This is a genomic window from Myroides sp. TSA_177.3 (assembly GCF_052691955.1).
Map to the genome: position 1 here is coordinate 17,799 of NZ_JBQZGD010000017.1, position 24,012 is coordinate 41,810.

At 35.9% G+C, this 24,012-nt stretch carries 18 protein-coding genes and 1 pseudogene; 14 read left to right on the forward strand and 5 right to left on the reverse strand.

Features of this window, described 5'->3' with window-relative positions; translation table 11 throughout:
- Positions 1-41: 41 nt before the first annotated feature.
- The 4 genes and pseudogenes from aroB to ACUTSE_RS14090 all read left to right on the forward strand — a co-directional run.
- Complete coding sequence (gene aroB / locus ACUTSE_RS14075) at positions 42-1,109, forward strand: 3-dehydroquinate synthase (protein WP_445640701.1); 1,068 nt, start codon at positions 42-44, stop codon at positions 1,107-1,109.
- Positions 1,110-1,408: 299 nt separating this feature from the next.
- Entirely contained in the window at positions 1,409-2,812 is a 1,404-nt protein-coding gene (locus ACUTSE_RS14080) for a decarboxylase (RefSeq protein ID WP_002985061.1), read from the forward strand.
- Between the two features lie 27 nt (positions 2,813-2,839).
- Positions 2,840-3,814, forward strand: a complete 975-nt coding sequence (locus tag ACUTSE_RS14085) for a deoxyhypusine synthase family protein (RefSeq protein ID WP_115090459.1) — start codon at positions 2,840-2,842, stop codon at positions 3,812-3,814.
- Positions 3,815-3,912: 98 nt separating this feature from the next.
- Positions 3,913-4,209, forward strand: a pseudogene (locus ACUTSE_RS14090) (DNA primase); the annotation flags it as partial.
- 108 nt (positions 4,210-4,317) lie between these two features.
- Here the strand turns inward: ACUTSE_RS14090 and ACUTSE_RS14095 are convergent.
- Complete coding sequence (locus tag ACUTSE_RS14095; protein WP_445640702.1) at positions 4,318-4,818, reverse strand: GNAT family N-acetyltransferase; 501 nt, start codon at positions 4,816-4,818, stop codon at positions 4,318-4,320.
- A 189-nt stretch (positions 4,819-5,007) separates the two neighbouring features.
- Here ACUTSE_RS14095 and ychF point away from each other — a divergent pair, with 189 nt between their 5' ends.
- From ychF to ACUTSE_RS14125, 6 genes are all read left to right on the forward strand, one after another.
- Positions 5,008-6,102 carry a redox-regulated ATPase YchF gene (ychF, locus tag ACUTSE_RS14100; RefSeq protein ID WP_002985036.1) on the forward strand — a complete coding sequence of 365 codons (1,095 nt, stop codon included), beginning with the start codon at positions 5,008-5,010 and terminating at the stop codon, positions 6,100-6,102.
- A gap of 82 nt (positions 6,103-6,184) precedes the next feature.
- Complete coding sequence (locus ACUTSE_RS14105) at positions 6,185-6,853, forward strand: TIGR02117 family protein (RefSeq protein ID WP_445640703.1); 669 nt, start codon at positions 6,185-6,187, stop codon at positions 6,851-6,853.
- A gap of 1 nt (position 6,854) precedes the next feature.
- On the forward strand, positions 6,855-7,769 hold the full coding sequence (locus tag ACUTSE_RS14110; protein ID WP_445640704.1) for a YihY/virulence factor BrkB family protein: 915 nt from the start codon (positions 6,855-6,857) through the stop codon (positions 7,767-7,769).
- A gap of 95 nt (positions 7,770-7,864) precedes the next feature.
- On the forward strand, positions 7,865-9,718 hold the full coding sequence (locus tag ACUTSE_RS14115; RefSeq protein ID WP_115090453.1) for a DNA topoisomerase IV subunit B: 1,854 nt from the start codon (positions 7,865-7,867) through the stop codon (positions 9,716-9,718).
- A gap of 3 nt (positions 9,719-9,721) precedes the next feature.
- Positions 9,722-12,367: a DNA gyrase/topoisomerase IV subunit A gene (locus ACUTSE_RS14120; protein ID WP_445640705.1), complete on the forward strand. Its 2,646-nt coding sequence runs from the start codon at positions 9,722-9,724 to the stop codon at positions 12,365-12,367.
- Positions 12,368-12,430: 63 nt separating this feature from the next.
- Entirely contained in the window at positions 12,431-13,357 is a 927-nt protein-coding gene (locus ACUTSE_RS14125; protein ID WP_445640706.1) for a phospholipase A, read from the forward strand.
- Positions 13,358-13,433: 76 nt separating this feature from the next.
- Here ACUTSE_RS14125 and ACUTSE_RS14130 read toward each other — a convergent pair whose 3' ends face one another.
- The 3 genes from ACUTSE_RS14130 to hemN form a co-directional block, all read right to left on the reverse strand.
- Positions 13,434-13,838: a DUF5367 domain-containing protein gene (locus ACUTSE_RS14130; protein ID WP_445640707.1), complete on the reverse strand. Its 405-nt coding sequence runs from the start codon at positions 13,836-13,838 to the stop codon at positions 13,434-13,436.
- A gap of 269 nt (positions 13,839-14,107) precedes the next feature.
- Positions 14,108-14,308, reverse strand: coding sequence for a hypothetical protein (locus ACUTSE_RS14135; RefSeq protein WP_445640708.1), 201 nt, complete (start codon positions 14,306-14,308; stop codon positions 14,108-14,110).
- An 8-nt stretch (positions 14,309-14,316) separates the two neighbouring features.
- Entirely contained in the window at positions 14,317-15,678 is a 1,362-nt protein-coding gene (gene hemN, locus ACUTSE_RS14140) for an oxygen-independent coproporphyrinogen III oxidase (protein ID WP_115090448.1), read from the reverse strand.
- A 92-nt stretch (positions 15,679-15,770) separates the two neighbouring features.
- On the opposite strand from hemN, the gene ACUTSE_RS14145 reads away from it, so the two are divergent.
- The 4 genes from ACUTSE_RS14145 (at position 15,771) to ACUTSE_RS14160 (ending at position 20,577) form a co-directional block, all read left to right on the forward strand.
- Complete coding sequence (locus ACUTSE_RS14145) at positions 15,771-16,145, forward strand: rhodanese-like domain-containing protein (RefSeq protein ID WP_445640709.1); 375 nt, start codon at positions 15,771-15,773, stop codon at positions 16,143-16,145.
- 79 nt (positions 16,146-16,224) lie between these two features.
- Positions 16,225-16,518 carry a DUF4834 family protein gene (locus tag ACUTSE_RS14150; protein WP_002985005.1) on the forward strand — a complete coding sequence of 98 codons (294 nt, stop codon included), beginning with the start codon at positions 16,225-16,227 and terminating at the stop codon, positions 16,516-16,518.
- A gap of 298 nt (positions 16,519-16,816) precedes the next feature.
- Positions 16,817-19,246, forward strand: coding sequence for a YfhO family protein (locus ACUTSE_RS14155; protein WP_445640710.1), 2,430 nt, complete (start codon positions 16,817-16,819; stop codon positions 19,244-19,246).
- 26 nt (positions 19,247-19,272) lie between these two features.
- On the forward strand, positions 19,273-20,577 hold the full coding sequence (locus tag ACUTSE_RS14160; RefSeq protein WP_445640711.1) for a glycosyltransferase family 4 protein: 1,305 nt from the start codon (positions 19,273-19,275) through the stop codon (positions 20,575-20,577).
- A 405-nt stretch (positions 20,578-20,982) separates the two neighbouring features.
- On the opposite strand, the gene uvrA is transcribed toward ACUTSE_RS14160, so the two are convergent.
- Positions 20,983-23,793, reverse strand: a complete 2,811-nt coding sequence (gene uvrA / locus ACUTSE_RS14165) for an excinuclease ABC subunit UvrA (protein ID WP_445640712.1) — start codon at positions 23,791-23,793, stop codon at positions 20,983-20,985.
- Positions 23,794-24,012 lie beyond the last annotated feature (219 nt).

Genomic DNA, 24,012 nt, shown 5'->3' on the forward strand with positions numbered 1-24,012 from the left:
TCAAATATTTATACTTTACTTTGTGTAGAAAATGAATTTAAATGATAAAAGTAGAAACAGCTGATTATCCTATTTATTTTGGCGTAGAAAGTTATGCGATTTTAGGTGACTTTTTGAACGAAAAACAATACAGTAAGTTGCTGATTTTAACAGATTCAACTTGTAATGAACTTTGTTTGCCTCATTTTTTAGCGAACCTTCCGACAACCATTCCTTTTGAAATTATTGAAATTGAACCTGGTGAAACAGCCAAAGACCTAGCAACATGTGAAGGTGTTTGGTCTGCAATGCTTGATTTAGAACTGGATAGACACAGTGCGGTTATTGCAGTTGGAGGTGGAGTCGTTTCTGATTTAGGAGGCTTTGTGGCATCTGTTTATATGAGAGGGATTGATTGCTTTTTGGTTCCAACAACGCTTTTGGCTATGGTTGATGCTTCTATTGGCGGGAAAACAGGCGTAGATTTACAAGGAGTGAAAAATGCGATTGGGACATTTACTATGCCTCAAATGGTGGTTATTGATGCTACTTATCTGGAAACTTTAGATCCAAGAGAACTGAAATCAGGCTATGCGGAGATGTTGAAGCACGGACTCATTTATGATGAAGCCTATTTCAATCACCTGAAAAATATTGCCCAAGTAGATTTTGGCGATATTGAAACGCTGATTTACCATTCGGTAGTGATTAAGAACCAAGTGGTGCAAGAAGATCCTCAAGAAATAGGATTGCGCAAAATATTGAATTTTGGACATACTATTGGACATGCGGTGGAAAGTTATTATTTGACAAATCCAACAAAAAATCGTATGTTGCACGGAGAGGCCATTGCTATTGGTATGGTTGTGGAAGCATATATCTCAACTGTTATTTTAGGGTTAAATAATACCACTTATCAAGAAATCAAAGAGTCTATACAATATATTTATGGGAAACAATTATTTACCCAAACAGACATTGAAGAAATAGTGGAATGGTTAAAGTTTGATAAGAAAAATAGGGCAGGAGAGATTCGAATGGTTTTACTAGCGAATATCGGGCAGTGTTCTTACAATAAGGAGGTGTCTAAGGATTTGATTGTGAAAGGGTTCGAGGATTATTTAAAATAGTCGCGATTTTAACCGCGTTTTTGGAAATTCGATTTAATATTTTGTTACATTTGCGCTCGTGAAAATGGATGTTTTATATATTAGATTATGTGTTTCATCTCGAAGGAACATTAAGCGTTTTGTGAGAAAACAAAAGGCTAATTTTGTATATACTATTATTAAATATTCAAAGGAAGCTCTGAACTCATTCCGTTTTAGAAACAAGCTTCCTATTGTATTTGCCAATATTAGAGTTTGAAAAGCGGTTGTAGTACCGTTTAAATTACAATAATTAATAACTTTTAAAATTGACTTTTCAAATGAATACAAAATATGTTGACTTAATCAACCAAACTTTTTACTTCCCGCAAGAGGAGTTCAAATTGAACAAAGACAATCTTCAATTTCACAATATCGATTTAATGGGATTAGTTGAAAAATACGGAACGCCATTAAAATTTACGTACTTGCCTAAAATTTCTGATAACATTGCAAAAGCAAAAGGGATTTTCAGAAAGGCAATGGAAAAAAACAAGTATAAAGGAAATTACTACTACTGCTATTGTACAAAAAGTTCTCATTTTTCTTATGTATTAAATGAAGCTTTTAAAAATGATATTCACGTAGAAACTTCTTCTGCTTTTGACGTAAACATTGTAGAAAGATTATTGGATACTGGTAAAATCAACAAAGATACGTTCGTTATCTGTAATGGTTTCAAACGTTCACAGTACATTGATAATATTGCAAATCTGATTAATAACAAGCACGAAAAAACAATTCCAATTATTGATAATTACGAGGAATTAGAATTGTTGCAAGACCAAATTGAGAAGAAATTCAAAATTGGTATTCGTATTGCATCAGAAGAATCTCCTAAATTTGAATTTTATACCTCTCGTTTGGGAATTGGATATAAAAGCATCTTGCCTTTCTACAGAAAGCAAATTGCAGAAAATCCAAAAGTAGAATTAAAAATGCTTCACTTCTTCATTAATACAGGAATCCGTGATACGGCGTACTACTGGAATGAATTAGTGAAATGTTTAAAAGTGTATATTACACTGAAAAAAGAATGTCCAACCTTAGATAGTTTGAATATCGGTGGAGGATTCCCAATCAAAGATTCATTGGCATTTGAATTTGATTACCAATACATGGTAGATGAAATCATCAATCAAATTAAGATTGTTTGTGAGGAAGCAGAAGTAGATGTACCAAATATCTTTACGGAGTTTGGATCTTATACTGTTGGAGAAAGTGGTGGTGCGATTTATGAAATTTTGTACCAAAAACAACAAAATGACAGAGAGAAATGGAATATGATTGATTCATCTTTCATTACAACATTGCCAGATTCATGGGCAATTAACAAAAGATTCATTATGTTGCCAATTAACCGTTGGAACGATGCTTATGAGCGTATTTTGTTAGGTGGATTGACTTGTGATAGTGATGACTACTACAACTCAGAACAAAACTTGAACGCGATTTATTTGCCAAAATACAACAAAGAGAAACCATTGTATATCGGATTCTTTAATACAGGAGCGTATCAAGATACGATTGGAGGATTTGGTGGAATTCACCACTGTTTAATCCCGCAACCAAAACACATCTTGATTGATAAGGATGAAAATGGAATCATTGCTTCTGAATTGTTCTCTGAGCAACAAACGGCAGATGAAGTATTAGAAATATTAGGTTACAACAAAAATAAATAAACAATAAAATATTAAAAGATTAATAAAATGAGTAAAGGACCAATTAGTCAGTTTATTGAGCATCAATATAGACACTTTAATGCTGCTGCATTAGTAGATGCTGCAAAAGGATACGAATTGCATTTAGCAGAAGGTGGAAAAATGCTTATCTCTATGGGAGGAGCAATGAGTACTGCAGAATTAGGTATTTCATTAGCTGAAATGATCCGTCAAGATAAAGTTCACTTTATTTCTTGTACAGGAGCTAACTTAGAGGAAGACGTAATGAACTTAGTAGCGCACTCTCACTACAAAAGAGTACCAAACTATAGAGATTTAACGCCAGAGCAAGAAAGAGAATTATTAGACAATCACTATAACCGCGTTACAGATACTTGTATTCCAGAAGAAGAAGCATTCCGTCGTTTACAAAAACACTTAGAAGACGTATGGCATGCTGCTGAAGCAAAAGGAGAGCGTTATTTCCCGCATGAATTCTTATACCAAGTGGTAAATTCAGGAGTATTAGAACAATACTACGAAATTGATCCGAAAGATTCTTGGATTGTTGCTGCAGCAGAGAAAAACTTACCAATCGTTGTTCCTGGATGGGAAGATTCAACTTGTGGTAATATCTTTACTTCAAACGTAATCAAAGGTAAATTAAACGTACATACAGTAAAATCTGGAATTGAGTACATGATCTTCTTAACAGAGTGGTACCGTGCTAATTCTGGAGGTAAAGGAGTTGGATTCTTCCAAATCGCTGGAGGTATCTCTGGAGATTTCCCTATCTGTGTTGTACCAATGATGTACCAAGATTTAGAGTGGGAAGATGTTCCTTTCTGGGCGTATTTCTGTCAAATTTCTGACTCTACAACATCATACGGATCTTACTCTGGGGCTGTGCCTAACGAGAAGATTACATGGGGTAAATTAGATGTTGATACACCGAAATACGTAATTGAATCAGATGCAACAATTGTGGCTCCATTAGTGTTTGCATACATTTTAGGTCATTAATGAATAGATAAAAAATCTTGATAAAATAATTGGCATTTTATTTGTTAATTAGGATTTAGCTATTACATTTGAAAACGAAATAAAGCAATAAATATAAAATGAAGAGAGTAATTGTTGATTACGCGAAATTAACAAACGAAATTTTGACACTTCTAGTGGAAAAATTTCCTGATGGTTATGACGATTCAGATATTATTCGTTTTAAAAATATTAAAAACGAAACTGTTGAGGCTGTTGAAGTGAGAACAGAAGACACCATCTATCTAGTTAAAGTAAGTACTAAGTTAGCCGATCGTATTGAAAACTTCGATGACGAGGATGAAGATGATTTTGTAGATCCTGCAGATGATTCATTAGATGCATTAAAAGATTTAGAAATTGCTGACGAAGAAGATTAACAGTTTCAAGTAATATAAAATTTAAAAGGCTATCGCATTGCGATAGCCTTTTTCTGTAAAAAAATAAATGATGGAGTATGGAAATATGCTCCTTTTTTATTTACCTCATGATTTTGTATCTGTGTTAGTAATCGATGGATTTTCAATTTCCCATTTCAACATAACCATATCAATCATTTGCTTGCCATTTTCAAAAATAGGTTCAGGATAATGGTCGATAAAGAAGTTCTTTCGTTTATCGTATTGCACAAACCCATTGCGCTCATAGAAACGTATCTGTGCCTCTCCTGTGTCAGAAGTTCCGACAACGAGGGTTTGATAGTTTTGTTGGCGTGCAATTTCTTTAATCTTCTCAATTAAAAAGCTGCCAATATGCTGATTTTGGTAGGTTGTGCTAACGGCGATGTTTTTAATTTCTAAACAAGTTGTATCCTGGGGATACAGGCAAAAAACAGCCAATTCATCTTCATGATGCCAAACACTATAGACGCGGCTATCATACAAGTACTGTTCAATGGCCTCTACTGTTTCATCCGCAAGTAAAAGTAAATGCATGGGATAGGGCGGGGTATGAATCTCTTTAATTTGAAGGGTTTCAAGTAACATAGACGATAAATTGAATCAAACACAAAAGTACAATCTTTCTGCTATTGAAGGGAAACTTCAGAGCTAAAAAGGGGTGGTTTGCGTTTTTAGAAGGTATTCTTCCTTTTAATGTAGCGGATTATAGAAGAATTTCTGTAAAATTTGAATATATTTGCAACCATTATAAAAAGATACTAAGTTACTAAAGATATGAAAGCAGGTATTGTAGGATTGCCTAATGTTGGAAAATCAACGCTATTCAATTGTTTATCAAACGCAAAAGCACAAAGCGCTAACTTCCCATTCTGTACGATTGAACCCAATGTAGGGGTTGTAAACGTTCCAGATCCACGTTTATTAAAATTAGAAGAATTGGTAAATCCAGAGCGCGTTTTGCCAGCAACAGTAGAAATCGTTGATATCGCTGGATTAGTTAAAGGAGCAAGTAAAGGTGAAGGATTAGGAAATCAATTCTTAGGAAATATTCGCGAGTGTAATGCGATCATTCACGTATTGCGTTGCTTCGATAACGATAATATTGTACACGTAGATGGAAAAGTAAATCCTATTCGCGATAAGGAAACAATTGATATCGAATTGCAATTGAAAGACCTTGAGACAGTAGAAAAACGCTTAGATAAAGTAAAAAAAGCGGCTAAAACTGGAAATAAAGAAGCACAAGTAGAGGCAGATTTATTAGAGCGAATCAGAGAGACATTATTAGCTGGAAAATCAGCTCGTATAGTAGAAGCAAAAAATCAAGACGAAGAAGAATTGTTAGAAGCTTTCCAATTGATTACTACAAAACCAGTATTATACGTATGTAACGTAGATGAAGGAGCAGCGGTAAATGGAAATGCTTATGTTGAGCAAGTAAAAGAGTTAGTGAAAGACGAAAATGCAGAAGTAATTGTATTGGCTGTTGGAACTGAAGCAGATATTACAGAGCTAGAGACATTCGAAGAGCGTCAAATGTTCTTAGAAGATTTAGGTTTAGAAGAGCCAGGTTCATCAAAATTAATCCGTTCAGCTTATCAGTTGTTGAAATTGCAAACGTATTTTACAGCAGGTGTAAAAGAAGTAAGAGCTTGGACGATTAATATTGGAGATACTGCACCACAAGCTGCAGGAGTAATTCACTCTGATTTTGAAAAAGGATTCATTCGCGCTGAAGTTATTGCTTATGATGACTATGTAACATTTGGTTCTGAAGCAAAAGTAAAAGAGGCTGGTAAACTAAGAGTAGAAGGTAAAGAATATATTGTTAAGGATGGTGATGTAATGCATTTCCGCTTTAATGTATAACAATAATAGAAGAAGAATTGAAGAAAGAGAGGTTTACAAAACCTCTCTTTTTTTGTATATTTAGGTTTTGATTGTGTAGAATATGCTAAAAAAAATCGCACGTTTTTTAAAAGTGTTTACCCTGTGTTTCTTTACATTTGTTGCGGTTTACGTGGCAGTTTTCTATGGATTGTCTTTCGTGCCTAGTAGGGGAGTAAGTGAGAAAAGACAAGCAACGGAAGATGAAGTGACTATCTATTTGTCAACCAATGGCGTACATACCGATTTTGTCGTGCCAGTCGTTCATGAAGTCATCGATTGGCGTACAAAAGTGGAGCAACCGCTAAATCGAGCCAAGTGGCTGGCTTTTGGTTGGGGAGATAAAGGATTTTATATCGATACCCCTTCCTGGAGCGATTTGCGTATGTCCACCGCTTTAAGCGCATTATCAGGTGTTGGGGAATCAGCTATGCACGTGACGGCTTATGGCGCATTTGCGCTAGATGAAAATACAGTAGAATTAAAGCTGTCTACAGCCGAATATCAAGCATTGGTGCACTATATTGATGCGAGCTTTGACAAAAAAGAAGGAGCATATCAACGCATTGAAGTGGAAGGATATCATCAATCAGATGCATTTTATGAAGCTAGGGGAAGCTATAGTTTATTCTATACTTGTAACACCTGGGTAAATCAAGGATTGAAACAAATGAACCAAAAAGCAGCTTTGTGGACCTTGCATGATCAAGGAATATTGAGACACTATAAATAATATGATACATATACCCTTTAAGAAAATAGGAACTTTGTTGAAGGATTCAGTGATGGATTTTTTAGATGATAGAGCAACTAAGTTTAGTGCAGCGCTATCCTATTATACCATTTTTGCCTTGCCTCCCTTGATTATTCTAATTATTTCAGCCTCAGGCTTTTTTATAGAAGAAAAAGACGTTTCTGCATTCTTTTACCAACAGGTATCAGATTTAGTCGGACCAAATACGGCAAGAGAAGTAGAAAATGCCATGAACAATGTAACCCTGAATCGATCAGGTGTTTTGCCTACTGTAATTGGAATAGCCATGTTGCTTTTTAGTGCATCAGGAGTATTTGCAGAAATACAAAGTTCAATCAATTACATTTGGGGATTTGTTGCAAAGCCTGAAAAAAGTGTCATTCGAATGATAAAAAATCGTCTGCTTTCCTTCGCTATGATTGCTTCTGTTGGTTTTTTATTATTGGTGAGTTTACTCATCAATTCATTGGCTAGTATTTTATACGATTATTTGGCTGAGTTTTTTGCGGAATCAACAATTTACCTGGTTAAGGTTTTAAATAATGCCATTGTTTTTGTTTTAATAACCTTTTTATTTGCTCTTATTTTTAAAACATTACCCAATGGAATTATACGATTAAAAGATGCTTTTGTAGGGGCAGGCTTTACGGCGGTGTTATTTATGATCGGAAAATGGGGGATTGGAATCTATTTAGGAACAACTGCTACCTCTTCTTTATATGGGGCTGCGGGGTCAATTATTGTAATGTTGATGTGGGTGTATTATTCTGCGATGATTTTGTATTTTGGGGCAGAATTTACCAAAAACTATGCATTGTTATTCGGTGAGCGAATCAGACCAGGGCAATTTTCTTTAGAAATTGATAAAAATGCTATCAAAACAGTTGAAGAATAGAAAGTTTAGGTAGCAAAAAAACGATAATTACAAATTTTTATCATTTTTATTTTAGTTTAAATAGTAGTATTTTAGCACAAATTCCAACAAATTATATGCAAAATCAAAATCAGTATACTGAAGACAATATTCGTTCTTTAGATTGGAAGGAACATATCCGTATGCGTCCGGGTATGTATATCGGTAAGCTTGGTGATGGATCGTCTCCAGATGATGGGATTTATATCCTAATCAAGGAGGTAATTGACAATAGTATTGATGAGTTTGTAATGGGCACAGGAAAAACTATTGAAGTTACATTAAAAGACAAAATGGTTACGGTTCGTGACTTTGGACGTGGTATTCCGTTAGGAAAGGTGATCGATGTAGTGTCGAAAATGAACACAGGAGGGAAATATGACTCAAAGGCTTTTAAAAAATCTGTTGGTCTAAATGGGGTAGGTACAAAAGCCGTGAATGCTCTATCTAATTATTTCCGCGTTGTTTCTGTTCGTGATAATCAACAAAAAGCAGCTGAATTCTCAGCAGGTGATTTGGTGAATGAAGAGGAATTAACGGAAACTACGAAACGCAAAGGAACGAAAGTATCGTTTATTGCGGACGAGAAAATTTTCAAAAACTACAAGTACCGCAAAGAATATATTGAGCGCATGCTCAAAAATTATTGCTATCTGAATAAAGGACTAACCATTATTTTTAATGGAGAAAAGTTTTATTCAGAGAATGGATTAATGGATTTGCTGAATGAAAATATTGATGCAGAAGATCAAGTTTATCCAATCATTCACTTAACAGGTGACGATATTGAAGTTGCTATTACCCATAGTAAAACACAATATTCAGAAGAGTACTACTCGTTTGTAAACGGACAAAATACAACGCAAGGAGGGACGCATTTAGGTGCATTTAGAGAGGCTTTGGTTCGCACATTAAAAGAGTTTTACAACAAAAACTTTGAAGCATCAGATATTCGTAAGTCTATCGTGGCTTCTATTTCGGTAAAAGTGGAAGAGCCTGTTTTCGAATCGCAAACCAAAACAAAATTAGGTTCAACGGATATGGGACCGGATTTGCCGACGGTAAGAACGTTTGTGAATGACTTCGTTAAAACACAATTAGACAACTACTTACATAAGAATCCGGAAATTGCCGATGCGTTATTGCGCAAAATCTTGCAAGCGGAACGCGAACGCAAGGAGTTATCTGGTATTCGAAAAATTGCCAAAGAACGCGCAAAAAAAGCAAGTTTACACAACCGTAAATTACGCGATTGTCGCGTGCATTTAACAGACATCAAGAACCCTAGATATTTAGAAAGTACTCTTTTTATTACGGAGGGGGATTCAGCTTCTGGATCGATTACCAAATCGAGAGATGTGAATACCCAAGCTGTATTTAGTTTACGTGGTAAACCACTAAACTCGTATGGAATGACCAAAAAAATTGTATACGAAAATGAGGAGTTCAACTTGCTTCAAGCAGCATTAGATATTGAAGAAGACTTTGAAAGCTTGCGCTACAACAACATTGTAATCGCAACGGATGCCGATGTCGATGGAATGCATATTCGCTTGCTATTAATTACATTCTTTTTGCAATTCTTCCCTGAATTAATCAAAGAAGGACATTTGTATATTTTACAAACCCCTTTATTCCGTGTGAGAAATAGAAAAGAAACGATTTATTGTTACAGTGAGGAAGAGCGCGTAGCAGCTATCGAAAAGCTAAAACCTAAACCGGAAATCACGCGATTCAAAGGGTTAGGAGAGATTTCTCCAGATGAGTTTCAACACTTCATTGGGGAGAGTATCCGCTTAGATCCTGTGATGCTTGATAAATCGATGTCTATTGAAAAAATGTTAGAATTTTATATGGGTAAAAATACCCCGGATAGACAGGAGTTTATTATTGATAATTTGAAAGTTGAACTTGATGTTGTAGAAGAATAGACTATGAGTACTGAAGATAATTTGAATGAAGATATCCAACCAAATAACCTAGAAAATGGGGAGTTTGTAGAAGATCATACGGAATTACAAGAAGAAGAGGAAAAGGAAACGATTACTAAGGTTACGGGCATGTACAAGGAATGGTTCTTGGACTATGCCTCGTATGTTATTTTAGAACGTGCCGTACCTGCTATTGAGGATGGTTTTAAGCCTGTTCAGCGTCGTATCATGCATTCCATGAAGGAATTGGATGATGGACGATACAATAAAGTAGCCAACGTTGTTGGGCATACGATGCAGTATCACCCTCACGGGGATGCAAGTATTGGAGATGCTATGGTGCAGTTAGGGCAAAAAGAATTGCTCATTGACATGCAAGGAAACTGGGGAAATATCCTAACGGGGGATGGGGCAGCAGCTTCGCGTTATATTGAAGCGCGTTTGAGCAAGTTTGCCTTAGAGGTACTTTATTCGCCTAAAATTACACATTGGCAGTTGTCTTATGATGGTCGTCGTAATGAACCTGTGAATTTACCTGTAAAGTTCCCTTTGCTATTGGCACAAGGAGCGGAAGGAATTGCCGTAGGTTTATCAACGAAAGTATTGCCTCATAACTTCATCGAACTTATTGATGCTTCAGTCAAAATTTTAAAAGGAAAACCGTTTACCCTATATCCGGATTTCCCAACGGAGGGAATTGCTGATGTATCTAATTATAATGATGGATTGCGCGGTGGACGTGTACGTGTACGTGCGCGTATCTCGCAATTAGACAAGAATACTTTAGTTATTACGCAGATTCCTTTTTCAACTACTACGACTTCGTTGATCGATAGTATATTGAAAGCCAATGAGAAAGGGAAATTAAAAATTAGAAAAATTGAAGACAATACAGCGGCAAATGTGGAAATCTTAATCCACTTGCCTCCTGGAACGTCTCCAGATAAAACAATTGATGCTTTATATGCCTTCACGGGATGTGAAACATCTATTGCGCCTTTAGCTTGTATCATTCAAGATAACAAACCACTGTTTATTGGGGTTTCAGATATGCTAAAACGTTCAACACATCAAACGGTTGATCTATTAAAGCAAGAGCTGGAAATCGAATTAGGGGAGTTAGAAGAAAGATGGCACTTCTTATCCTTAGAGCGTATTTTCATTGAAAATAGAATTTATCGTGCAATTGAGGAAGAAGAAACATGGGAAGGAGTGCTTTCATCGATTGATGAAGGATTAAAACCTTTTGTGGTTCATTTGAAGAGAGCAGTTACACAGGAGGATATTATCCGATTGACCGAAATTCGAATCAAGCGTATTTCTCGTTTTGATATTGATAAAGCCAATCAACAAATTGAATCTTTAGAAGGGGAAATCGAACAAGTGAAATATAATTTAGCACACTTGGTTGATTTCGCTATCAAGTACTTTACTAATTTGAAAGAGAAATACGGTAAAGGAAAAGAACGTAAAACGGAATTGAGAAGTTTTGATACTATTGAAGCAACGAAAGTGGTTTTAAGAAACACAAAACTATATGTCAATAGACAGGAAGGGTTCTTTGGAACTTCATTGCGAAAAGATGAATACGTTTGCGATTGTTCTGATATTGATGATATTATCGTCTTTTTACGCGATGGATCGATGGTGATTTCAAAAGTGGAAGAGAAGCGTTTCGTTGGGAAAGATATCATTCATATTGATGTATTTGCTAAAAACGATAAACGCACCATTTACAACTTGATTTATCGCGATGGAAAATCAGGTCCAACGTATATCAAGCGTTTTAACGTAATGAGTATTACCCGTGACAAAGTATACGACTTAACGCAAGGTAATACAGGTTCACAAATCTTGTATTTCTCTGCCAATCCTAATGGAGAAGCGGAAGTCGTAACGATTTTGTTGCGTCAATTGAGTAATGTCAAGAAATTGAAATTTGATGTTGATTTTGCTGATCTATTGATTAAAGGACGTATCGCAAAAGGAAACCTGGTAACGAAATATGCTATCAAGAAAATCGAACTCAAAGAAAAGGGAATTTCTACCTTGCGTCCGCGCAAAATTTGGTATGATGATACAGTAAGAAGATTGAATGTAGAAGGAAGAGGAGATTTACTTGGAGAATTCAAACCAGAAGATCGCTTGTTGATCATCACTCAAAGCGGAAGAGTCAAAACAGTTGTTCCTGAATTGACTACGCATTTTGATGAAGACATGATTGTTTTGGAAAAATGGAAACCGACGAAGCCTATTTCTGCTATTTATTATGATGGCGAAAAAGCAAGATACTATGTGAAGCGATTTGTGGTTGAAAATGAAAATAGAGAAGATGTGTTTATTTCTGAACATGAGAATTCAAAATTGGAATTGATTTCAACGGATTATCGCCCAGTAGTAGAGGTTGTTTTTTCTAAAGTAAAAGGAGTACAGAAAGAAAACTTAGTTCTTGATTTAGAGCAATTTATAACGATTAAGGGAATTAAAGCTTTAGGCAACCAATTAACGGCTGACAAAGTAAAACAAATTGATCATTTGGAATCTTTACCCTATGAAGAAGTAGTGGAAGAAGAGGAAGTAATTACCTATGATGTAGAGAATTTACCAGATGTTAATATAGATGAAGACGGACAAAGTAGCTTGTTTTAACAAGAGGAAAGCTTGAATGTGACATCGTACTAGGATAAGAAAGAAACAGAAATAGAATAGGAGATGGTTAGAAGTATAGCGAAGATAATAAGTGGGTTTATGGCGCTAGCCACAATAGGAAGTGCTTATGGGCAAGAACAAGAATCTGTTCGTGATAACCTATTTGGTGTCCCAGAATCACACTCATTAACTGAGCGATGGGATTTAGCTCCTACAGCAAGGAGTAAAACGTTTACGATTTCTCCTTATAAACCGGTGTATTTGCTTCCTGCGCGTTGGAGTAGTAAACCCAATGATCAGCCTTTTAGCTTTAGTGAGCACATGGGACAACCAGATGCCATTGATTATAATCATGTTGAAATACGTTTTCAATTGAGTTTTAAAACAAAAGTGACGGAAGGACTTTTGTTTGGTAAAGGGGATATCTGGTTGGCATTTACGCAAACAGCGAACTGGCAAGCGTATAATGTGAAAGTATCTCGACCTTTTAGAGAGCTCAATTACGAACCTGAGGTTATTTTTAACTATCCACTAGATCTGTCCTTGTCAAATCTTAAATTTAAGATGGCAGGAATCGCTTTTAATCATCAATCCAATGGGAAAAGTCAACCGAGTTCTCGAAGTTGGAATCGTTTAATTTTCCATTTGGGTATGGAATATAATGATTGGACATTCATGGTTAAACCTTGGATGCGATTAAAAGAAAAGAACAAAAGTGACGATAATGCAAGTATCACAGAATATGCAGGTAAAGGAGAAGTAACGGTTGCTTACCAAAGAAATGGACAAGTCTTTACTTTTATGATGCGAAACAATATGCGTTTGAATTCACACTATAAAGGATTCCATGAATTTACGTATACCTATCCCATCAAAAATAACCTCAAAGCATTTTTCGTGATGAATAATGGTTATGGCGAATCCATGATTGATTACAACTGGAACCAAACCACCATTGGTATCGGAATTTCACTAGTAGAATGGTATTAAAATACAAACATAAAAATAAAAGGAGAGCGGTATCGTTCTCCTTTTTTTGTATTTATTCATTGATAAATGATGATTTTTACTTTTGTTTTGGGCGTATTCCGCTAATTATAGCAGTAACTAATACAATAGAATAAGCCCACATCAACCAAGAACCAAAAGAAGCAGCTCTCGTTGCTGGCATATTGGGAAAGATTGCCTCAAAAAACTGAATGGCAAATGTATCGATAAGCATACCTGGTAATACCAAAAGAATTCCTGCCGCTGTTTTTTCAAATCCAACTAAATTGAATTTCTTAAACGTGAATAAAGAAAGGAAAATCATGGAAGGAACGACAATTAGATACAAGATGGATAAAATTGTAGGAGACTCCGTGAGAAAGAAGAACTGTCCAGCGAAACGAAACGCTAAAGTGGCTAGAAGCCAAACTAAAAATCCGATAAAAAGAACAGGAAGGATAAACGAGGGTGTAGCTTTGTTCATGTTTGCTTTTTTAATGTGAATCAACATTAATTTCCAACTGTAGCTTTTGTTATTATCTTCTTTTCTTGTGTCAAAAGAGTCTTTTTTTAAGCTTAGTAGGGTGGTATGTTTATCTTAATTTACAGAACGAAAGTAAGAAAAAAACAAGAATAAATCCATTCGAATAAGGCTAGAAATAAAAAAAACGACGATAAAAATAGGCTTTTATCGTCGTCTTATTATTTAATAGTAACTCGTTTGTCATAAGGACAAAGAGCTATCTGAATTACTTACTTTCCTTTTTGTAAATCTTGTTGTTTTGCAGCCTTCTTTAATGAAAATATCAAATAGCAAAAGAAAATCAAAAAGGCTAAAAAGGAGAACCAATTGACTTGGATTGACCATAATTGATCGATATCCAATTGATAAATGCCATATACAAGCAGTAACAAAACAAGATAAGTAGTTATTTTTTCAATTTTTTTATTCATAGTATAGCTTAAATAGTCATAGAAAATAAAGCGCGTTCAGGTTTATTGCGTTGTAAGCGCAAATCCAACGCCATACAAATGTTGCGTACAAAGGCACGGCCTAATTTGTTGATGGTAATTACATTGTTTTGAATGGTAATTAGCTGGTCATTTTCCATCTCTTTTAATTCCTCTAACATAGGAGTAAAATCAATCAAATGTAAATCGCTAGTTAAATCCGTTTGTAAATTACACATTAAATGTAGGATATGTTTTCTAATTATCAAATCTTCTTCATTTAAAATGTGTCCTTTGACTACTGGAATCTCATTATTAGCTAAAGCTTCGTAGTAGGCTCCTATATTTTTTTCATTTTGAGCGAAGGCAGTCCAACTATCACTAATAGAAGACACCCCTAAGCCAATCATTAAATCTGTTTTAGAAGAAGTGTATCCCATAAAGTTTCGATGAATGCTATTGGTATTCATTGCTTTGTATAAAGAATCTGTTTTCAACGCAAAGTGATCCATACCAATTTCAATGTAGCCTTTTTCTTCTAACAAGTTTTTGCCAATTTCGTAAAGCTTTCTTTTTTCTTCATCTTTTGGCACATCCTCATCTTTGAATCCGCGTTGCCCATTTCCTTTGATCCAAGGCACATGCGCATAGCTGTAAAAAGCCAAACGATCAGGTGAGAGCGATTTCGTTTTCTCAATCGTATCAATTACGTGCTCAATTTGTTGAAAAGGCAGACCAAATATAATATCGTGGGAAATAGAAGTATACCCCATTTCCTTGGCCCAAAGAGTTACTTTAGCGACATCGTGAAACGTTTGATTACGATTTATGGCCTTCTGTATCTCGCGATTATAATCTTGTACGCCAAAGCTAACTCTTCGAAAACCGAGGTTATATAAAGTTTGTAAATGTTCTCTTGTGGTATTATTAGGATGTCCTTCGAAACTGAATTCATAACCCTCTGCTTTGATTCCACGGGATAAGATGCCTTCAATTAAGGTTTGCAAGTGCGCAGGAGCAAAGAAAGTAGGGGTTCCACCTCCAAGGTGAATTTCCTTGATAATAGGTTTGTCAACTAAAATGTTACAATACAACTCCCATTCCTTTAATATAGCTTGGATATAAGGAACTTCAACTTCATGGCGTTTGGTGATGTGTTTATGACAACCACAAAACGTACATAAACTCTCGCAATAAGGTAAGTGTATATATAGACTAATACCTTCTTGCTCATTGGTTTGATCAAAGGTCTCCTTTACGCTTTTCAACCATTTATCACGGGAAAAACTTGTTTCGTCCCAGTAGGGTACAGTAGGATAACTCGTATAACGAGGTCCTGGTACGTTGTATTTTTGTATCAGAGGGGTAGCCATTTTTCGTATATTTGTAACAAATGTAGCAGGAATCAAAAAGAATAATACTGATATTTGTCACTTGATTAAAAAATTTTTAGATTAAAAATAAGATGAAGAATATAATTTTAACAGCTATCTTACTAATGTTTTCATTTTTTAAGGTTAGTGCTCAGGAAGTTAAAGCGAAAGAATTAGTAAATCCAACCACTTTTGAATCGCAAATTGCGAATAAAAAAGTACAGCTAATCGATGTACGTACGCCAAAAGAATACAAAGAAGGTACGATTTTAAATGCCATCAATATTGATTTTTTAGACGAAGGTTTTTCAAAAAATATCAAACAATTGGATAAGAAACAGCCCGTTTATATCTTTTGTCAATCCGGGAAGAGAAGTGCAGCTGCAGCTGAAAAAATGCAAGAAGCAGGATTTGATGTCATTGAATTAGCTGGAGGCTATAAAGCGTGGAAGGCTGAAAAAGACTAGGTTTAATTTATCAATTATTTAAGAATTGATGGCAGTAGATGATGGAAAAAAATGTTATTTTTGAAAAAAAAGGTAAAGTATGGATATAGCATCATTTGGAAGTTTTTTAAGAACCTTAGTCATCATTGTAGTGATTTATTATGCTTTTAAATTTGCGATGCGTTATTTATTTCCACTTTTTGTCTATAAAATGGCAAAAAAAGTAGAACGAAATTTTCAACAGCAACAGCAAGATTTTTATCAACAAAATAATAGATCAACTCAAGAAGAACCTAATTATACGAATCAATCGTCAGAAGGGAAGGACAAATTTCCACGTTCGACCAAAGTAGTTGGCGAGTATATTGATTTTGAAGAGATTGAAAAAAAATAATGTAAAGCTCCTTTTATAGGAGCTTTTTTTATGCTGTTTGTTAATGGGGTTTCAATCGGTATGTGGTCATAAAAGAGCAAGAAGCATTACCAATCCAAGGATTATATATGAAATAGCGAACACAATTCCTTTGGGAGAATTTAGGTAATAAATAGCGCAAAAATAGGAGAGGGACTTACAACCTATAAAAAGCGACTCATAAAAAAACAAAAAAGCCAAAAACAAAACCATCTAATCTTAAAATTACTTACTTTAGCTAATTGAACAGAATTCAAACCTCGCAAAGTAATTTTATAGCATGAATGCAGTAAAAAAGTATGTACCACATCTCTTGGTGTTGGTCGGTTTTATCGTAGTAGCTTTACTCTATTTTTCACCAGTATTACAGAATAAAGTCATATATCAGTCTGATATTGTGCAGTATACTGGAATGGCTAAAGAACAGAATAATTTCAGAGCCGAATTTAACGAAGAACCTTATTGGACCAATAGCGCATTTGGTGGAATGCCAACCTATCAGTTGGGAGCTAAGTATCCCTATAACTTCGTTAAGCATTTAGATACAGCGATTCGATTTTTACCGCGTCCTGCAGATTATTTATTTCTTTACTTCATCGGATTTTATGCTTTAATGATGGCCTTAGGGGTTCGTCCGTTAAAAGCTTTTATAGGATCTTTAGCGTTTGGATTTTCTACTTACTTAATCATTATCCTAGGTGTGGGACACAATGCCAAAGCACATGCCATTGCTTATATGCCTATGGTGGTTGCTGGGGTTTTGCTCGTATTTAGAAAAAAATATGTTGCTGGAGGGATCTTAACTGTCCTCGCCGCAGCGCTGGAAATCAGTGCCAATCACTTCCAAATGACCTATTATTTGCTATTGTTTCTTCTGGTAGTAGCCATCGCTTATACTTATGAATATAGCAAAGCCAAAGATTGGAAAGGCTTAGGTATCGCGTATGGTATTCTTGTCGGGGCAGCGGTATTGAGTATTGGAGCAAATGCAACCAATATTATGGCCACTGCAGAATACACGAAGTTTAGTACACGAAGTTCAAGTGAGTTGACGTATGAACCCGATGGTTCTCCTAAAACGTCTTCCAATGCAATGAGTTACGATTATATTACAGAATATAGTTATGGCGTTTTCGAGAGTTTAAATCTAATCGCACCTCGATTAACGGGTGGAGCAAATAATGAAGCCCTTGAAAAAGACAATGCGGTATATCGCTATTTCACGTCTATTGGAGCTAATCCACAGCAAGCACAAGATATGAGTAAACAAGCACCAACGTATTGGGGGGATCAGCCTATTGTGGCTGCACCAGCTTATATTGGAGCTGTTGTGTTCTTCTTATTTGTCTTGGGTATGTTTACAGAAAAGCGCAAATTAAAGTATATTTTCTTTGTTGGAGCGTTGATGGCACTAATCCTATCTTGGGGTAAAAACTTTGCGGTGGTTACAAATCTATTCATTGATTTTGTACCGATGTACAACAAGTTTAGAGCCGTATCTTCTATTCAGGTTATCTTGGAAATGTGTATTCCTGTACTAGCTGTATTAGGACTTTATAACTTCTTTAAACTAGAGCAAAAACAGCAAATTGATGCACTGAAGAAATCTGGTTTTATTGCAGGTGGAATCTTGGTATTCTTGTTTGCAATTAAAGGAACACTTTCTTTCACGGGGTTAAATGACGACTATTACCGCATGGCTTATGGAGAAGTAGGACCTGGGTTTATTCGCGCCTTGATTGAAGAGCGAAAAGCAATGTATACGAGTGATTTGATTCGTTCGTTCTTGTTGATTTTAGCTACAGCTGCCATTTTGTTTTTATTTGCAAAAGACAAAATGAAAGAAATGTATGCTTTGGTTATTATCGGGTGTTTATTGGTGGGAGATTTAGTGATGGTGGATCGCAAATACGTAAATGATGAATCATTTGTAGCGGCGAGAAAAATGCAAGAACCTTTTGATATCACACAAGCAGATAAACAAATTTTAAATGATCCAACACACTTTAGAGTATTCGATACGCAAGGGGGATTAAATAGTGCGAAAGCGTCTTATTTCCATCAATCTTTGGGAGGATATCATGCAGCTAAGCCAAGAAGAATTCAGCAGTTGGCTGATTACCAAATGAGTAAAAATCCGATGCCAGTATTTAATATGATGAATGTTAAATATGTGATTCAAGCGGATGAAGAAGGACGTAGTGTAGCGATGTTAAACAACGAAGCAAATGGAAATGCTTGGTTTGTTTCAGCTGTTCAAAAAGTAACTACTCCAGATCAGGAGATGAAAGCGTTGAGTGACCTCAACACAAAAACAACAGCAGTATTGAATACGAATGCGTTTACACAAGCAGTAAAAGATACGTATACTGTAGATTCTTTAGCTTCTATTAAGCTTGTGTCTTATAAGGCTAATCAATTAGTGTATGAAGCAGAAAATACAAATGAAGGTTTGGCTGTGTTTTCAGAGGTTTATTATCCGCAGGGATGGATAGCTAAAGTTGATGGACAGGAAGTGCCTATTTTAGCTGTAGATTATGTCTTGCGTGCAATTGAATTACCTCAAGGGAAACATACGGTTGAATTTGCGTTTGAGCCTCAGGTAGTCAAAACGGGAAGTCGAATTGCCTTAGCTAGTGCGCTGTTGATTTTACTAGCCTCTGCTGGAGCAATAGGTTGGTCAATGAAGAAAAAAAGAAAAGAAGAATAAATTAGGATGTAGGAGATAAAATGGAAATGAAAAAAGAAAAGAAGAAAGTATTAATTATCTGTTATTATTGGCCTCCAGCAGGTGGCCCAGGGGTACAACGTTGGCTGAAATTTGTCAAGTATCTCCCAGATTTTAATATAGAACCCATTGTGTATGTACCAGATGGAGCTAATTATCCGTTGATCGATACACAGCTAGAACAAGAAGTAGATCCTTCGGTTACGATTCTTCGACATAAAATCAAGGAGCCTTATGGACTGGCAAAGAAATTGGCGGGACAACGAGCACAAACAATGAGCTCAGGTATGATTCCCCAAGTTCGCAATCAATCCAAATGGGATAAATTACTGTTGTGGATTAGAGGAAATATGTTTATTCCAGATGCGCGTATTGGTTGGGTTAAGCCTTCAGTGGCGTATTTAAAAGACTACTTAAAACAGCACCCTGATATTGATACCATCATTACGACAGGTCCTCCTCATAGTGTACACTTGATTGGATTGGCTCTGAAGAAAAAACTGAATATTAAATGGTTTGCTGATTTTAGAGATCCTTGGACAACAATAGGTTATCATAAGGAACTTAAACTATCAGATCAAGCAAAAGAAAAACATATTGCCCTAGAACGCGAAGTGTTGAATACTGCCGATCAGCTGATTGTAACCAGTAAAACGACGCGTAAAGAGTTTGAAACCAAAACAGATAAACCGATTGCCATTATCACCAATGGCTATGATGTGGTTCATTTAGGGAAAATTCCACTGGATGAAAAATTTACGTTGGCTCATATTGGATCTTTTCTTTCGAATCGAAACCCAAGAGTGTTGTGGAAAGCCATCAGTGAGTTGAGAAGAGAAAATCAAGCCTTCAAAGAAGCCTTTGAACTGAAGTTAATAGGAAAAATAAGCGAGGATATTCTACATACTTTAGAAGAGTTCAAGCTACTAGAATGTACGGATAATAGGGGATATGTTGAGAATCAAGAAGCATTGAGACAAATGCGTGCTTCTCAGGTTTTGTTACTCGTTGAGATTGATTCTGATGATACGAGAGCGATTATTCCTGGTAAGTTATTCGAATATATGGCAGCAGAACGTCCAATTCTTGCAATTGGTCCAGAAGAATCGGATTTCTTTGAAATCATTCAACAAACCAATGTAGGACGAAATGCCTTGTACAGTGAGAAAGATAAGATACGTGAAATCTTAATGCAGTATTTTGAACAATATCAGCAGAAACAATTACAAGTACACGCTATGGGCTTGCAGTATTTTGGTCGAAAACGCTTGACGGAACGCTTGGTGAGTGTTTTAGGTGGAGATGGGAAATAAGATTATGAGGTTATGTGTTATGAGTTAAAGGTTATGGGGAAATAAGTGATGTGAGATAGATGGGAAATTTAGATCGATTAGATAAATTAAGGTGGAGCGTTTTTAATTTAAACAAGATTTATTCCTTGATAGTAAAGAAAAAAAAGAAGTTCTGATTTTTATCAGAACTTCTTTTTTAGTTTAAGATTTGAGGAGCTATTTCTATTTAAGGAGAAATTAGACTATTTTTCCATTCTCAAACCTTATATATATTGTTAGCTGGATAATAGTTCCATTTGTTAGCCCTCAACATAATATGCAATCTGGAAATACGAAGGTATATCTTGTAAGTTAAAATTCACTCATCACTCATCACCATCATAACCCATAACTTCTAACTCATAACCTCATAACCCATCCTCATACCTATTTCAATTTATTTTTCAAGTATTGTCCTGTACTAGATTCAGCACATTGAGCCACTTCCTCTGGTGTTCCAAAAGCAATCAATTGACCGCCATTTTCTCCTCCTTCAGGGCCAATATCCACGATGTAATCAGCACATTTGATTAAATCCAAATTGTGTTCAATAACGAGAATCGAATGTCCTTTATCAATCAAAGCATTAAAGGCAGTCAATAATTTTTTAATGTCGTGAAAATGCAATCCAGTTGTCGGCTCATCAAAGACAAAAAGTACCTTTTCTCTTGTTGATCCTGCCAGTAAGAAGGAAGCTAATTTAATACGTTGTGCCTCACCACCCGAAAGTGTAGAAGACGATTGTCCCAATTGAACATATCCCAATCCTACATCTTGTAACGGCTGTAAACGCGTTGCAATTTTGGTTTGGTTGTATTGTTTAAAGAAGGCTAAAGCATCATCAATTGTCATACATAAGATATCGTCGATGTTCTTTCCTTCAAAGTTTACCTCAAGTACCTCTTTCTTAAAGCGTTTTCCATGACAAGCTTCACATTCCAAATGAACGTCTGCCATAAATTGCATTTCTACCGTTACATTACCTTCCCCTTTACATACTTCACATCGACCACCATCGACGTTAAAAGAGAAGTGTTTCGGTTGGTATCCTCTTAATTTAGAAGTATTTTGTTTGGCGTATAAATCTCGAATCTCATCGTACGCTTTAATATAAGTTACCGGATTAGAACGCGAACTTCTTCCGATTGGATTTTGATCCACATATTCAATTTGTTTGATGTGCTCAAACTTACCCTCTAAAGCAGTGAATTGTCCTGGTTTATCACTTAAACCCGTTAGTTTTTTCTGTAAAGCAGGGAATAGAATACGCTTAACTAACGTACTTTTTCCACTTCCGGATACTCCCGTAATGACGGTTAAGCAATCCAAAGGGAAGCGAACGTCAATATTTTTCAAGTTGTGTTCTCTTGCTCCAATAATATCAATATAATGCTTGTAGCTTCTTCGTTTTTTAGGTACTTCAATCGCCATTGTCCCATTGAGGTATTGAGCCGTTAAGGAATCCGATTTCAAAATCTCAGCTAATGTTCCTTGCGCCACCAATTCTCCACCAAAAGTACCTGCTTCAGGTCCGATATCGATAATTTGATCTGCTGCTTGCATAATCTCCTCATCGTGCTCTACAATGATAACTGTATTTCCTAATGCTTGAAGTTGCTTCAAGACATGAATCAATTTCTCTCCATCCTTTGGATGTAATCCAATACTAGGTTCATCCAGAATATACATAGAACCGACTAAGCTACTTCCTAAAGAGGTAGCTAAATTAATACGTTGAGATTCCCCTCCGGATAAGGTAGATGAATTTCGATTCAACGTCAAGTAAGCCAACCCAACATTCAATAGAAAACCTAAACGGTTATTGATTTCAATCAACAAGCGTTTGGCTACTTGTTGTTCATATTCATTTAGTTGTAAGTCCTTAAAGAACCCCAACAATTTTTCAATCGGCATATCCACTAAGTCAGAAACGGTTTTTCCACCAATTTTGACATAATTAGCCTCTATTCTCAAGCGTTTTCCCTTACAAGTCGGACATTTTGTTTTCCCTCTATATCTCGATAGCAAGACGCGGTTTTGAATCTTATAATTTTTCTCTTCGAGTTCTTGAAAAAAGGCATTTAAACCGGTAAAGTATTCATTTCCTTCCCATAGTAACGCCATTTCTTCTGCAGTAAGCTGAAAGATAGGACGATGGATAGGGAAGTCGAATTTATACGCATGTTGCACCAATTGATCGCGATACCATCCCATGGATTCTCCACGCCAAGGGAATACGGCATTCTCATAAACTGATAATCCCGTATTAGGGAAAACCAATTCCTCATCAATACCAATCACATTTCCATAGCCATCACACGTTGGGCAAGCGCCGTATGGATTATTAAAGCTGAACAAATGAATATTAGGCTCTAAAAAGGTCAGTCCATCAAGTTCAAAGCGATTGCTAAATTCATGTTGGGTAGCACCTTCCAAAGCGCGAACATAACACGTTCCCTTTCCTTCAAAAAAGGCAGTTTCAATAGCATCTCCCAAGCGATTGAAAAACTCATCAGTATCTTTAACTACAATACGATCCACAATAAGCAATACATCCGCAATGGCAAATTGATTGATCAAGTCTTCTTCGAGTTGTAAAAATTCGTCTAATCGAACTGTTTCTCCTTTTACCAATAAACGCGCATATCCCTGTTTCAATAAAACAGCTAGATGCTCTGCTAAAGAGCGGCCTTCTTCAAAAAGTAAAGGTGCCAATAAGAGCCATTTACTCTCTAAGGGCAACGATTTAATCAATTGAATGACATCCGTTACGGTATCTTTTTTTACCTCTTGTCCAGAAATAGGAGAGTAGGTGCGTCCAATTCGCGCAAACAACAATTTAATATAATCGTAGATTTCAGTGGATGTTCCCACTGTTGATCGTGCATTGGTCGTATTGACTTTCTGTTCAATAGCTATAGCAGGGGCAATCCCTTTGATGTACTCCACCTTTGGCTTATCAATACGGCCTAAGAACTGACGCGCATAAGAAGATAAACTCTCTACATAGCGGCGTTGTCCTTCAGCATAAAGCGTATCAAAGGCCAAAGATGATTTCCCAGAGCCAGAAAGCCCGGTGATAACCACCATTTGATTTCTCGGGATGACAACATCTATATGCTTTAAATTATGCAGATGTGCTCCTTTAATTATAATATTGTGTTTAGGATCTAGTTTAGAAAAATCTATTTTAGACATAGGAGATTCGTGTATTTGAAACACAAAAATACGCTTTTATCTTTGTTTATGAAATGCTTTTGGCAGTAAAGAATAAGCGGTGCGTTTAACAATTTTTTAAAACTATTGTTTTTAACAAAATATTTTATATATATTTGTAGCACTTAACCGATAAATACAAGTGCCTATATAACAGAAATACTTTTTTAGAAATGAATAAAACAGCTATAAAAGAATTTT

Excerpts from the sequence above, each read along its gene's own strand:
- aroB (WP_445640701.1), top strand. The coding sequence starts at position 42 with ATGATAAAAGTAGAAACAGCTGATTATCCTATTTATTTTGGCGTAGAA.
- ACUTSE_RS14080 (WP_002985061.1), top strand. The coding sequence starts at position 1,409 with ATGAATACAAAATATGTTGACTTAATCAACCAAACTTTTTACTTCCCG.
- ACUTSE_RS14085 (WP_115090459.1), top strand. The coding sequence starts at position 2,840 with ATGAGTAAAGGACCAATTAGTCAGTTTATTGAGCATCAATATAGACAC.
- ACUTSE_RS14095 (WP_445640702.1), bottom strand. The coding sequence starts at position 4,818 with ATGTTACTTGAAACCCTTCAAATTAAAGAGATTCATACCCCGCCCTAT.
- ychF (WP_002985036.1), top strand. The coding sequence starts at position 5,008 with ATGAAAGCAGGTATTGTAGGATTGCCTAATGTTGGAAAATCAACGCTA.
- ACUTSE_RS14105 (WP_445640703.1), top strand. The coding sequence starts at position 6,185 with ATGCTAAAAAAAATCGCACGTTTTTTAAAAGTGTTTACCCTGTGTTTC.
- ACUTSE_RS14110 (WP_445640704.1), top strand. The coding sequence starts at position 6,855 with ATGATACATATACCCTTTAAGAAAATAGGAACTTTGTTGAAGGATTCA.
- ACUTSE_RS14115 (WP_115090453.1), top strand. The coding sequence starts at position 7,865 with ATGCAAAATCAAAATCAGTATACTGAAGACAATATTCGTTCTTTAGAT.
- ACUTSE_RS14120 (WP_445640705.1), top strand. The coding sequence starts at position 9,722 with ATGAGTACTGAAGATAATTTGAATGAAGATATCCAACCAAATAACCTA.
- ACUTSE_RS14125 (WP_445640706.1), top strand. The coding sequence starts at position 12,431 with ATGGTTAGAAGTATAGCGAAGATAATAAGTGGGTTTATGGCGCTAGCC.
- ACUTSE_RS14130 (WP_445640707.1), bottom strand. The coding sequence starts at position 13,838 with ATGAACAAAGCTACACCCTCGTTTATCCTTCCTGTTCTTTTTATCGGA.
- ACUTSE_RS14135 (WP_445640708.1), bottom strand. The coding sequence starts at position 14,308 with ATGAATAAAAAAATTGAAAAAATAACTACTTATCTTGTTTTGTTACTG.
- hemN (WP_115090448.1), bottom strand. The coding sequence starts at position 15,678 with ATGGCTACCCCTCTGATACAAAAATACAACGTACCAGGACCTCGTTAT.
- ACUTSE_RS14145 (WP_445640709.1), top strand. The coding sequence starts at position 15,771 with ATGAAGAATATAATTTTAACAGCTATCTTACTAATGTTTTCATTTTTT.
- ACUTSE_RS14150 (WP_002985005.1), top strand. The coding sequence starts at position 16,225 with ATGGATATAGCATCATTTGGAAGTTTTTTAAGAACCTTAGTCATCATT.
- ACUTSE_RS14155 (WP_445640710.1), top strand. The coding sequence starts at position 16,817 with ATGAATGCAGTAAAAAAGTATGTACCACATCTCTTGGTGTTGGTCGGT.
- ACUTSE_RS14160 (WP_445640711.1), top strand. The coding sequence starts at position 19,273 with ATGAAAAAAGAAAAGAAGAAAGTATTAATTATCTGTTATTATTGGCCT.
- uvrA (WP_445640712.1), bottom strand. The coding sequence starts at position 23,793 with ATGTCTAAAATAGATTTTTCTAAACTAGATCCTAAACACAATATTATA.